The 12,325-nt window shown below is 65.9% G+C and carries 13 protein-coding genes; 10 read left to right on the plus strand and 3 right to left on the minus strand.

The features are described 5' to 3' along the window. The 8 genes from KHO18_RS20715 to bfr all read left to right on the plus strand — a co-directional run. The coding region (locus KHO18_RS20715; protein ID WP_280527766.1) for an ammonium transporter at positions 1–1,366 on the plus strand (1,366 nt) is incomplete at its 5' end. Positions 1,367–1,789: 423 nt separating this feature from the next. Next, positions 1,790–3,085 (plus strand): glutamate--cysteine ligase, encoded by a 1,296-nt coding sequence (gene gshA, locus KHO18_RS20720; protein WP_144198991.1) that lies wholly within the window; start codon positions 1,790–1,792, stop codon positions 3,083–3,085. 21 nt (positions 3,086–3,106) lie between these two features. After that, entirely contained in the window at positions 3,107–4,054 is a 948-nt protein-coding gene (gene gshB / locus KHO18_RS20725; RefSeq protein WP_144198989.1) for a glutathione synthase, read from the plus strand. A 109-nt stretch (positions 4,055–4,163) separates the two neighbouring features. Next, entirely contained in the window at positions 4,164–4,619 is a 456-nt protein-coding gene (locus KHO18_RS20730) for a PTS sugar transporter subunit IIA (protein ID WP_144198987.1), read from the plus strand. Further along, positions 4,588–4,857: an HPr family phosphocarrier protein gene (locus tag KHO18_RS20735; protein ID WP_092292115.1), complete on the plus strand. Its 270-nt coding sequence runs from the start codon at positions 4,588–4,590 to the stop codon at positions 4,855–4,857. The genes KHO18_RS20730 and KHO18_RS20735 overlap by 32 nt, the downstream gene beginning before the upstream one ends. A 49-nt stretch (positions 4,858–4,906) precedes the next feature. Then, a complete protein-coding gene (ptsP, locus tag KHO18_RS20740; protein WP_144198983.1) occupies positions 4,907–6,664 on the plus strand; it encodes a phosphoenolpyruvate--protein phosphotransferase in 1,758 nt (585 codons plus the stop codon). A gap of 239 nt (positions 6,665–6,903) precedes the next feature. Then, positions 6,904–7,209, plus strand: a complete 306-nt coding sequence (locus KHO18_RS20745) for a (2Fe-2S)-binding protein (protein ID WP_144198981.1) — start codon at positions 6,904–6,906, stop codon at positions 7,207–7,209. Positions 7,210–7,307: 98 nt separating this feature from the next. Then, complete coding sequence (gene bfr / locus KHO18_RS20750; protein ID WP_011296489.1) at positions 7,308–7,787, plus strand: bacterioferritin; 480 nt, start codon at positions 7,308–7,310, stop codon at positions 7,785–7,787. A gap of 186 nt (positions 7,788–7,973) precedes the next feature. On the opposite strand, the gene KHO18_RS20755 is transcribed toward bfr, so the two are convergent. The 3 genes from KHO18_RS20755 to gpmA all read right to left on the minus strand — a co-directional run bounded on the left by KHO18_RS20755 (position 7,974) and on the right by gpmA (position 11,427). Then, the gene (locus KHO18_RS20755; RefSeq protein WP_144198979.1) at positions 7,974–8,726 is read right to left on the minus strand and encodes a HesA/MoeB/ThiF family protein; all 753 of its coding nucleotides are present in this window, start codon (positions 8,724–8,726) and stop codon (positions 7,974–7,976) included. Between the two features lie 106 nt (positions 8,727–8,832). Then, positions 8,833–10,461, minus strand: a complete 1,629-nt coding sequence (locus KHO18_RS20760) for a S41 family peptidase (RefSeq protein ID WP_144198977.1) — start codon at positions 10,459–10,461, stop codon at positions 8,833–8,835. Positions 10,462–10,680: 219 nt separating this feature from the next. Beyond that, the gene (gene gpmA / locus KHO18_RS20765) at positions 10,681–11,427 is read right to left on the minus strand and encodes a 2,3-diphosphoglycerate-dependent phosphoglycerate mutase (protein WP_149136805.1); all 747 of its coding nucleotides are present in this window, start codon (positions 11,425–11,427) and stop codon (positions 10,681–10,683) included. A 109-nt stretch (positions 11,428–11,536) separates the two neighbouring features. On the opposite strand from gpmA, the gene KHO18_RS20770 reads away from it, so the two are divergent. Next, positions 11,537–11,950 (plus strand): rhodanese-like domain-containing protein, encoded by a 414-nt coding sequence (locus KHO18_RS20770; protein ID WP_144198973.1) that lies wholly within the window; start codon positions 11,537–11,539, stop codon positions 11,948–11,950. 90 nt (positions 11,951–12,040) lie between these two features. After that, on the plus strand, positions 12,041–12,298 hold the full coding sequence (gene grxC, locus KHO18_RS20775) for a glutaredoxin 3 (RefSeq protein WP_149136804.1): 258 nt from the start codon (positions 12,041–12,043) through the stop codon (positions 12,296–12,298). Positions 12,299–12,325: the final 27 nt, after the last annotated feature.

Consider the following 12,325-nt stretch of genomic DNA (forward strand, 5'->3'; position numbering starts at 1 on the left):
GGCCCCTGCCGCCGCCGCTGCTGCGCCGGCCGAAGCTGCCCCCGCCGCCGCACCCGTGCCGAACAAGGGCGATACCGCCTGGCTGCTGGTCTGCACGGCCTTCGTCATCCTGATGACGCTGCCCGGCCTGGCCCTGTTCTACGGCGGCCTGGTCCGCTCCAAGAACATGCTCTCGGTGCTGATGCAGTGTCTGGTGATCTTCTCGGTGGTGTCGATCCTGTGGGCCATCTACGGCTACAGCTTCGCCTTCACTGAAGGCAACGCCTTCTTCGGCGGCACTGACCGGCTGTTCATGAAGGGCCTGACGGTGGACGCCGTGGCCGCCACGTTCAGCAAGGGCGTGGTCGTGCCGGAACTGGTGTTCTTCGCCTTCCAGTGCGCCTTCGCCGCCATCACCTGCAGCCTGATCATCGGCGCCTTCGCCGAGCGCGCCAAGTTCTCGGCCGTGCTGGTGTTCGTGGTGCTCTGGTTCACCTTCGCCTACATCCCGATGGCCCACATGGTCTGGTTCTGGCCGGGTCCGGACGCCTACACCGACGCCGCTGCCGGCACCGCCGCCACGGCCAAGTCGGGCTGGCTGTTCCAGAAGGGCGCGCTGGACTACGCCGGCGGTACCGTGGTGCACATCAACGCCGCTGTGGCGGGCCTGGTGGGTGCCTTCATGTACGGCAAGCGCATCGGCTTCGGCCGCGAGGCGATCCGTCCGCACAGCCTGACCTTCACCATGGTCGGTGCCTCGCTGCTGTGGTTCGGCTGGTTCGGCTTCAACGCCGGCTCGGGCCTGGAAGCCAACGGCGGCGCCGCCCTGGCCTTCGTCAACACGCTGCTGGCTACCGCCGCCGCCGTGCTGTCGTGGACCTTCGGCGAGTGGATCGGCAAGGGCAAGCCGTCGATGCTGGGTGGTGCCTCGGGCGCCGTGGCCGGCCTCGTGGCGATCACCCCGGCAGCCGGCTTCGTCGGCCCGATGGGCGCCATCGTGATCGGCCTGCTGGCTGGCCTGCTGTGCCTGTGGGGTGTGACCGGCCTGAAGCGCCTGCTTGGCATGGACGACTCGCTGGACGTCTTCGGCGTGCACGGCGTGGGCGGCATCCTGGGTGCGCTGCTGACCGGCGTGTTCGCCGCACCGAGCCTGGGCGGCACGGGCATCTATGACTACGTGGCCAACAAGGTGGCGGACGATTATTCGATCGCCGGCCAGGTCTGGATCCAGTTCGAAGGCGTGCTGACCACCATCGTGTGGTCGGGCATCGTGGCCCTGGTGGCCTACAAGCTGGTCGACATGCTGATTGGCCTGCGCGTTCCGGAAGAGGAAGAGCGCGAAGGCCTGGACATCACCTCCCACGGCGAAACCGCCTACGAGGTCTGATATCCGCGACAGAGTTGTGCTGGAGAGCTGATTGGGAATCTTCTCTCAGGAGTTTCGCCCGGCCTCGTGCCGGGCTTTTTTCTGCCCGAAAGCCGCCCGAGCGGGCGCGGGGCCAGTACCGGCAAGGCCCCGCGGGGTATTCGCAGAGTGCTTAAATCGGATCTTAAAAAGTCTCAATTGTCTTTAAGGGGAGCCGCACATACAGTGCGAGTGAGGCAGTTTCCTCCACCTGCAGAACGCTCCCCGTATCTGTCAGGCCATTTGAAAGCGCGGCACACGCCGCGCTTTTTTTTTGCCCGGCCGCCCCCACATCCCAGATTATTATGCTGGCCGCTGCATATGGTTATGCGGCGGGCGCCAGCAGCCTATTGGCCGTTCCTCTACAATCGGGGCGGACAATAAAGACGATCAATTAGGATGGATATGGTCCCGCATCTCATCACCGCGCTGAACGGTCCGCTGCTCGAACTCGAAAAGAAGATCCTGGACGCGACCCCGTCCATCGAGCGCTGGTTCAGGCTGGAATGGCAGGAGCATACCCCGCCGTTCTACTGCTCCGTGGACCTGCGCAATGCCGGGTTCAAGCTGGCGCCGGTGGATACCAACCTGTTCCCGGGTGGGTTCAACAACCTCGCCCCTGAAATGCTGCCGCTGGCCGTCCAGGCCGCCATGGCCGCGATCGAGAAGATCTGCCCGGACGCCAAGAACCTGCTGCTGATCCCCGAGCGGCACACCCGCAACATGTTCTATCTGCAGAACGTGGCGCGGCTGTCGCTGATCATGCGCCAGGCCGGCCTCAATGTGCGGCTCGGGTCGCTGTCCGAAGACATTACCGAACCCACCCCGATCGAGCTGCCCGACGGCCAGACGCTGGTGGTGGAGCCGCTCGCGCGGCTGGGCACCAAGGGCCGCCGGCTGGGGCTGAAGGATTTCGACCCCTGTTCGATCCTGCTCAACAACGACCTCTCGGCCGGCATCCCGCCCATCCTCGAGAACATCAACGAACAGTACCTGCTGCCGCCGCTGCATGCGGGCTGGTCCACGCGCCGCAAGAGCAGCCACTTCGCTGCCTATGACGAGGTGGCGAAGAAGTTCGCCAAGCTGATCGATATCGACCCGTGGATGGTCAATCCCTACTTCGCCCGCACCACTGGCGTGGATTTCCACGAGCGCGTGGGCGAGGAAGAACTGGCCGATGCCGTGGAAGGCGTGCTGAAGAAGATCGCCAAGAAATACCGCGAGTACGGCATCAAGGAAACGCCGTACGTGGTGGTGAAGGCCGATGCTGGTACCTATGGCATGGGTATCATGACCGTGCGCGACCCGTCCGAGGTCAAGGGCCTGAACCGCAAGGAACGCAACAAGATGAGCGTGGTGAAGGAGGGGCTGGAAGTCTCCGACGTCATCATCCAGGAAGGCGTGCACACCTTCGAGAAGGTGAACGAGGCAGTGGCCGAGCCGGTGGTCTATATGATCGACCGCTACGTGGTGGGCGGCTTCTACCGCGTGCACACGGGCCGCGGCAACGACGAGAACCTGAACGCGCCGGGCATGCATTTCGTGCCGCTGGCGTTTGCCCCGAACGGCATTCCGGACAGCCACGCCAAGCCCGGCGCGGCCGTGCCGAACCGCTTCTATATGTATGGCGTGGTGGCGCGGCTGGCGCTGCTGGCGGCCTCGCTGGAACTCGAGAAGACCGATCCGAACCCGATCATCTGAGCCAGGAACCCAGATCCCACCATGCGCATCCTGTTCATTACCGATCCGCTGGAGACCTTCAAGACGTACAAGGACTCCACCTACGCCATGATGAAGGAAGCGGCGGCGCGCGGGCACGAACTGTCGTTCTGCCTTCAGTCGCGACTGTCGCTGGACAATAACGTGGTGGAGGCGGTGACGCAGCCGCTGCGCGTCACAGACGATGCGACCGACTGGTTCCGCCTCGGCGACCCGGTGCTGGCGCCGCTGGCCACGTTCGACGCGGTGCTGATGCGCAAGGACCCGCCGTTCGACATGGAATATGTGACGAGTACGTGGCTTCTGGAGCTGGCCGAGGCGCAGGGCGCCCGCATCTTCAACAAGCCGCAGGCGATTCGCGACCACTCGGAGAAGCTGGCCATCGCCCGCTATCCGCAGTTCGTCACGCCGACCCTGGTCACGCGCGATGCGGACCGCATCCGCGCCTTCCATGCCGAGCACCAGGACATCATCGTCAAGCCGCTGGACGGCATGGGTGGCATGGGCATCTTCCGCGTGGGGCCCGATGCGATGAATCTTGGCGCGATCGTCGAGACGCTGGGCGACAACGGCGCCCGCACGCTGATGATCCAGCGCTACATTCCGGCCATCAAGCAAGGCGACAAACGCATCCTGCTGATCGGCGGCAAGGCGGTGCCGTACTCGCTGGCGCGGATTCCGCAGGGCACCGAGATCCGGGGCAACCTGGCCGCTGGCGGGCTGGGGCGCGCCCAGGAACTGAGCGCGCGCGACCGCGAGATTGCCGAGACGCTGGCGCCGGGCCTGTTCAGTCAGGGCCTGCTGCTGGTGGGGCTCGACGTGATCGGCGACTGCCTGACAGAAGTCAATGTGACGAGCCCGACCTGTTTCCAGGAAATCACGCAGCAGACCGGCTTCAACGTGGCCGCGATGTTCGTCGATGCACTGGAAGCCGCCGTCAACAACAAATAAGACAGTCGGGCGACGCTAGGGCACCACACTCCGGGGACGGGGGCGGTATCGCGGGATTTGGCCGCGAGGCCGCCTGCTACAATTCGGGCAGTCCAACGGATTCACCATCATGGCAGGAATTCTGATCATCGCGCACGCGCCGCTGGCTTCGGCGCTGCGGGATTGCGCTGCCCACGTCTATTGCGGCCAACCGCCGCGCGTGGAGGCCATCGACGTCGTTCCCGACGCCGACCCCGCCGTGGTGCTCGCCGAAGCCCGGCGCCGCCTGGCCGCGGTCTCCGAGGCCAACGGCGCCCTGGTGCTGACCGATATTTTCGGGGCCACGCCGGCCAATATCGCCGCGCGCCTGGCCGATCCCGGCAAGGTCAAGGTGCTTGCCGGCGTCAATCTTCCCATGCTCGTGCGGGCGATCTGCTACCGCACCGAGGTGCTCGACCAGCTTGCCACCAAGGCGCTGGCCGGCGGCGCGCAGGGCGTGCTGCAGGTCGGCAACACCACCGTCCAGAACCAAACCGCCAATCATCCCGACAAATATGCTGCTGAGGGACACAACCATCATCAATAAGCTCGGGCTCCATGCCCGCGCCTCCGCCAAACTGACGCAACTGGCGGGGAGTTTCGCCAGCCAGGTCAAAATGTCCCGCAACGGTCGCCAGGTCGATGCCAAAAGCATCATGGGCGTCATGATGCTTGCGGCGGGCATTGGTTCGACGGTCACGATCGAGACCGATGGCCCCGACGAGAACGAGGCGATGGACGCGCTGCTGGCGCTGATCGCCAACCGGTTCGGCGAGGGCGAGTGAGTATCGACGCACAATACCGAATTCCTAAACGTTCCTGACGGAGCGGTTCATGCCTTTTGCCTTGCACGGCATTCCGGTTTCGCGAGGGGTCGCCATCGGGCGGGCCCACATCCTCGCGCCGGCTGCGCTCGACGTTTCGCACTATCTGGTCGATGAAGACCGGCTCGATGCGGAGGTGGAGCGATTACGCTCGGCGCGCGCCGCCGTGCGCGCGGAGCTGGTGACGCTCAAGCGTGACCTGCCGCGCGACGCGCCCGAGGAAATGGGCGCGTTCCTGGACGTGCACGCGATGATCCTCGACGACGAGGCGCTCTCGCGCGAGCCCGAGGCCCTGATCCGCCAGCGCCGCTACAACGCCGAGTGGGCGCTCACCACCCGCCTCGAGGAACTGATGCGTCAGTTCGACGAGATCGAGGACGAGTACCTGCGCGAGCGCAAGGCCGACATCCAGCAGGTAGTGGAGCGGATCCTGAAGGTGTTGGCCGGCGCACCGGTGCTGGCGCCGGCGCCCGTGCCGGCCCTGGCCCCGGATGGCGAGCCTGCGCCAGGCGTGATCGTCGTGGCGCATGACATCGGCCCGGCGGACATGCTGCAGTTCCGCCAGACCGTGTTCCATGGCTTTGTGACCGACCTGGGCGGGCGCACCTCGCACACGGCCATCGTCGCGCGCAGCCTGGACATCCCGGCCGCCGTGGGCGTGAAAAGCGCCAGCGAGCTGATCCGCCAGGACGACTGGATCATCATCGATGGCGACGCGGGGCTGGTCATCGTCGATCCGTCGGCAATCATCCTCGAGGAATACCGCCACCGCCAGAGCGAACGCGCGCTGGAAAAGAAGCGCCTGCAACGGCTGCGCCACACGCCTTCCGTGACGCTGGACGGGCTCGAGATCGAGCTGCTGGCCAATATCGAACTGGCCGAGGACGCCACCGCCGCGCTGGCCGCCGGCGCGGTCGGGGTGGGGCTGTTCCGCTCCGAATTCCTGTTCATGAACCGGCGCGATGCCATGCCCGACGAGGAGGAGCAGTTTGCCGCCTACCGTCGCGCGGTGGAGGCGATGCACGGCCTGCCCGTGACCATCCGCACCATCGACGTCGGCGCCGACAAGCCGCTGGACCTGCGTGGCGACGACTTCGAGACCGCACTGAACCCGGCGCTCGGGCTGCGCGCGATCCGCTGGTCGCTGTCCGAGCCGGGGATGTTCCTGACCCAGCTCCGCGCGCTGCTGCGCGCCTCGGCGTTCGGCCCGGTGCGGCTGCTGATTCCGATGCTGGCGCACGCGAGCGAGATCGACCAGACGCTGGACCTGATCGCCCAGGCCCGGCGCCAGCTGGACGAGCGCGGCCAGCCGTACGACCCGAGCATGAAGGTCGGGGCGATGATCGAGATCCCGGCCGCCGTGCTGCTGCTGCCGTTGTTCCTCAAGCGCATGGATTTCCTGTCGATCGGCACGAACGACCTGATCCAGTACACGCTGGCCATCGACCGCGCCGACAACGCCGTGGCCCACCTCTACGACCCGCTCCACCCGGCCGTGCTGCAACTGATCGCCCGCACCATCCGGGAAGCCAACCGGGCTGGCGTGCCCGTGGCCGTGTGCGGCGAGATGGCGGGCGACCCGGCCATGACGCGTCTGCTGCTGGGCATGGGCCTGCGCGAGTTCTCGATGCACCCGGCGCAGTTGCTGCGCGTGAAGCAGGAAGTGATTCACGCTGACTGCGAGAGCCTCGGCCCGCTGGTGGACCGCGTGCTCAACTGCTACGAGCCCGAGGAACTGGCGGCGGCGCTGAAGCAGTTGGCGCCCTGAGTCCGACCCTCTCCGGTCTCACACAACCCTTGATTCCTTAGGGTTTTTGTCTGCGATGCTGGCGAACGCGGGGTCACTTTTTCATGCGAAAAGTGGCCCCGGAAAAGCATCCGTACCGCCTGTGTGGCGCCATACCCCCAAGGCGATTAATGGGAATTGTTATCATTCTGGTTCTCTGATATTCTGGTCTCCATCGCTGTTCGGCATGCCGGTGCCGACACCGCCCCCAGGAGGTATTTGTGTACGTCTGCATCTGCAACCAGGTTACCGACCACGAGATTCATGGCGCCGCCCATCTTGGCGTCTCGACCATGGACGAACTCGCCGAGACCCTCGGCGTGGGCACCTGCTGCGGCCGTTGCCGCGACTGCGCGAAGCAAGTGCTGTGCGAAGGCGTGGCCGCTGTGCAGACGATGCGTGCCTCCTCGGTATCGACCATCCAGGTCGTAGAGATTTCTTCCTGTTCCACGGCTACGTCACGTGCGATAATGGACACTCGTGACCCGGCAGTCGCGAACGATCAGCGTACCGCGCTGGTGGCCTGATCCGTTCGGGCTGTACCGCGGTTCCGACTGCAATGGGGCGCCACTTGGCGCCCCTTCGTGCTTTTGCGCGGGTCCGGTTGTCATGACAGGAGCCCCCTATGAAAGGTGACAAGAAAGTCATCCAGCATCTGAACGCCCAGCTCAAGAACGAGCTGACCGCGATCAACCAGTATTTCCTCCACGCCCGCATGTATCGGCACTGGGGCCTGAAGAAGCTCGGTGATGTCGAGTACAAGGAATCGATCGGCGAAATGAAGCACGCCGACCGCCTGATCGACCGCATCCTGATGCTTGACGGCCTGCCGAACCTCCAGGACCTGCACAAGCTGCTGCTCGGCGAAGACACCCCCGAGATGCTCAAGTGCGACCTGAAGCTCGAGCAGACCGCGCACGCCACCGTAAAGGAAGGCATTGCGTACTGCGAGTCGGTGGGCGATTACGTGAGCCGCGAGATCCTCGTGGACATCCTCACGGACACCGAGGAACACATCGAATACCTGGAGACGCAGCTCGACCTGATCGACAAGGTTGGCCTGCAGAACTACCTGCAGTCGCAGATGGAGCCGGGCGAGCAATAAGCCTCCGGCACACCGCGCGGTGCCTGGCGGCATCGCGCATCCGTGTGGAACGGGTTATTAACCGTTCTCATTCGGATTCTTTTCTTCATCCAGCATTCTCGGCAGCACATCGCGCAATCAGGCGAACCGGCGGGGAGGGGGCTCCACCGCCGGGATCGCCGGGCCGATGGCTCGCTAACGCTTCCGTTAGTGATGCCCGCCGCAGACCTCGCAGGCCGGCGTGCGCGCCAGCCGCATCGTGGTCCACTCCATCGACATCGCATTGACCATCAGCAGCCGGCCGGCCAGTGTCTGGCCGACGCCGGTCAGCAGCTTGAGCGCCTCCGCCGCCTGCACCGTGCCGACCATGCCGACCAGCGGGGCAAACACGCCCATCGTTGCGCAGGCGGCTTCGGGCGCCGGTTCCGAGGGCGGGAACAGGCAGCCGTAGCACGGGGCATCGGCATCGCGCAGGTCGAACACGCTGACCTGGCCGTCGAAACGCAGCGCGGCGCCCGAGACCAGCGGCTTGCGATGGGCGAGGCAGGCGCGGTTCACCGCGTGGCGTGTGGCGAAATTGTCACAACAATCGAGCACGACATCGGCGGCCGCCACCAGCGCGTCCAGTTCCGCATCGCCCACGCGCTGGGCGACCATCCGCACATCGACATCGGGATTGATCCGCAACAGCCCTTCCCGGGCCGACTCCACCTTGGGCCGCCCCACGTTGGCCGTGGTGTGCAGGATCTGGCGCTGCAGGTTGGTCAGGTCCACGTCGTCATCGTCGACGATGGTGATGCGCCCCACGCCGGCCGAGGCCAGGTAGGGCAGCGCGGCCGCCCCGAGCCCGCCCGCGCCGATCACCAGCGCATGGCCCGCCAGCAGCCGCTCCTGGCCCTCGATGCCGAGTTCGTCCAGCAGGATATGGCGCGAGTAGCGCAGCAGTTGGTCGTCGTTCATGGTGCGGGGGTGCGAAAGTGCGGTCGTGCGATATCGTGCGCTGGAAACAACAACGGCCCGTCGGTGAGCACCGCGGGCCGTCGTCGGACTACCTGGATTCAGCGCGTCAGCGCGCCTTGCCAGTCGGCGTGCCCAGCGGCTCGCCAATCGGCGCGCTGGCGGGCGGCTGGCTGGCGGGCTTGGCCGGGGTCTTGTCAGCCGGCTTGGCGGCGGGTTTCGCCGGGGCCTTGTCGGCGGTCGGCGTGGCCTTGGCCTTGCCCGTGTCGGTGTCCGGCTTGCCGGCGGCCTGCGACGCCTCGAGCCGCGACTTCGACCGCTGTACCGGCTTGCCATTGAGTTGGGCGATGGCCTGCTGGAGCATGAAGTCGTCGGCCGAGCCGAATTCCACCGGCTTCTTGCGGCGATCCTTCTCGCGTTCCTCCGGCGTCTTCTTGGCGTTCTCTTCCTCGAGACGGCGCAGTTCGTCCACCCGGCGCTGCTCGCGCGCGTTCATTTCCGGCTCTTCCGACTCCTGCTTGTTGTGCAGGTGGCGCTCGGTGTCGATTTCGCGCGTGATCAGCGCGTCGTCCGGATCGCCCTCGGGATTCTGGTCGACCGGGATGTCCGGGCGGATGCCCTTGGCCTGGATCGACTTGCCCGTCGGCGTGTAGTAGTACGCGATGGTCAGCTTGATGCCGGTGTCATTGGTCAGCGGGCGCACGGTCTGCACCGAACCCTTGCCGAACGTGGTCTTGCCCATCAGCGTGGCGCGATGGTGGTCCTGGAGCGCGCCGGCCACGATTTCCGATGCCGAGGCCGAGTAGGCGTTGGTCAGCACGATCATCGGAATCTTCTTGAACAGCGGCGGGAGGTCCTTGAGCGGATCGTCCTCGAGCGACGAGAGGCGGTAGTTGTTGAAGGTGGCCTTGTAGACGCGCTTGGCATCGGGCACCTGGCCGTTGGTCGAGACCACGGTGGCATCTTCGGGCAGGAACGCCGCGGCCACGCCGACCGCGCCCTGCAGCACGCCGCCGCCGTTGTTGCGCAGGTCCAGGATCACGCCCTTGAGGCCCGGGTTCTTCTCGGCCATCTCGCGCAGGCGGCGGCCCAGGTCGGACACCGTGCGCTCCTGGAAGCTCGTCAGGCGGATCCACCCGATGGTGTTGTTGTCCAGCATCTTGGTCTTGACCGACTGCACGCGGATCTCCGCGCGCGTGATCGAGACCGGGAACGTGCGTTCCTCGCTCTTGCGGTAGATCGTCAGCGTGACCTTGGTGCCGGGCTCGCCGCGCATGCGCTTGACCGCCTGCTCCAGCGGCAGGCCGCGCACGGGCTTGTCGTCGATGCGGGTGATCAGGTCGCCCGGCTGGATGCCGGCGCGGAAGGCGGGGGTGTCCTCGATCGGGTTGATGACCTTGACCAGGCCTTCCTCCTGCGAGATCTCGATCCCCAGGCCGGCAAAGCGGCCGCGCGTGCCTTCCTGCAGTTCCTTGAAGTCCTTCTCGTCCAGGTAGGCCGAGTGCGGGTCGAGGCTGGCGACCATGCCCTTGATGGCTTCGGTCAGCAGCTTCTTGTCATCCACCGGCTCCACGTACTCGCGCTTGATCTGGCCGAAGATGTCGGACATCAGCCGGAGCTGGTCGAGCGGCAGGGGGCCGGACGAGTTCTGGGCCGTCGCCGAGATCTGCAGCGTGGCCAGCACGCCGGCAACGACGCCGACCGAGACTAGGCTAATGTTCTTGAGCGTCTTACGCATGTGGGGCAGCCTGAACAGTATGAGGATTGGCTAGGGGGGCGATCCGGGTGCCTGGCCTTCAGGCCGGCGGCGCCGGATTTGTCCGACAGTATAAGAGGGTGCGCAGAAAAAGGCCTGCGGGGGCTTGCGCGCCGGGTGGGCGCGGTCACACATGGCCATCGGCAACCCGCCCGCGCCTACCCGGACCAGACCGGGGCGGGCGCGGGCTGCGGCCTGTCGTCAGCGGGCCTTGCCCTGGTTGGCCACGGCCGCCAGCGAGGCGGCCAGGGCTTCCTGGTCGCCCAGGTAGTAATGGCGCAGCGGGCGCAGGTTGGCGTCCAGTTCGTAGACGAGCGGGATGCCATTGGGAATGTTGAGGCCGACGATGTCGTCATCCGAAATCTGGTCGAGGTACTTCACCAGCGCGCGGATGCTGTTGCCATGGGCGGCAATCACCACGCGCTTGCCCGATTGGATGTCCGGAGCGATCGATTCGTTCCACAGCGGCAGCACACGGGCCACGGTGTCCTTGAGGCATTCGGTCAGCGGCACCTGGTCGCGCGGCACGTTGGCATAACGCGGGTCGTTGAACGCGGCGCGTTCATCGTCCGGTTGCAGCGCGGGCGGCGGGGTGTCGTAGCTGCGGCGCCAGACCAGGACCTGCTCGTCGCCGTACTTGGCGGCGGTCTCGGCCTTGTTCAGGCCCGACAGCGCGCCGTAGTGGCGTTCGTTCAGGCGCCATTCGTTGCGCACCGGAATCCACATTTCGTCCATTTCGTCCTGCACGTACCAGAGCGTGCGGATGGCGCGCTTGAGCACCGAGGTGTAGGCGATGTCGAAGCCATAGCCCGCTTCCTTGAGCAGCTTGCCGGCCTGCCTGGCCTGGGCGGCGCCGGTTTCGGTCAGGTCGACATCGACCCAGCCGGTGAAGCGGTTTTCGAGATTCCACGTGGATTCGCCGTGGCGGATGAGAACGAGCTTGTACATGCTGCTTCCAGGGTAGTAAGTGACCTGCGGCGCCCGCCCGCAAATAATGACGGGGGCGCGAAACCGCGTATTTTATAATGCCGCCGACCCAACCCAACGGAATGCCATTGTGAATTTCTTCGCCGATTACAACAACCTGGCCCTGATCGCCATCGCCGTGGTCTCCGGCGGCCTGCTGGCCTGGCCCCAGATCAAGAGCGGCACGGGCGGCAAGCGCCTCAATACGGCGGCCGCCACGCAGCTGATCAACCGGCGCAATGCGGTGGTCGTGGACATCCGCGACGCCGCCGAGTTCGCCAAGGGCCACATGCCGCAAGCGAAGAGTGCGCCACTTGCCGACCTGCCGTCGCGTGCCAGCGGCCTGGCCCGCGACAAATCCGTCCCCATCATCGTGATCTGCCAGACCGGCCAGCGCTCGGGCAAGGCCCAAGCAGCGTTGAAGGAAGCCGGGTACAGTGAGGTCTACGCGCTCGAAGGCGGCATGACGGCCTGGCAACAGGCCGGCCTGCCGGTCGTCAAGTAAGCGCGACAGCCCCATTTCACAGCAGCGAAGCGGCGCGGTACCGCCCGGGGCGGACCGCGCCGCCGCATTTTGAAGACAAGGAGAATCCGCATGGCCCGCGTCGTCATGTACAGCACGGTGGTGTGCCCCTATTGCCAGATGGCCGAACGGCTGCTGAAGCAACGGGGCGTTGAAGCGATCGAAAAGATCCTGATCGACCGCGAACCGGGCAAGCGCGAGGAAATGATGTCGCGCACCGGCCGCCGCACCGTGCCGCAGATCTATATCGACGAGACCCATGTGGGTGGCTTCGACGACCTCTCCGCGCTGGACCGCCAGGGCGGCCTGGTGCCGCTGCTGGCCGCCTGATCCGGCGCGCGCCCGCCTGCCCGCCGT

It is taken from the genome of Cupriavidus campinensis, from assembly GCF_905397395.1.
Lineage (GTDB): Bacteria > Pseudomonadota > Gammaproteobacteria > Burkholderiales > Burkholderiaceae > Cupriavidus > Cupriavidus campinensis.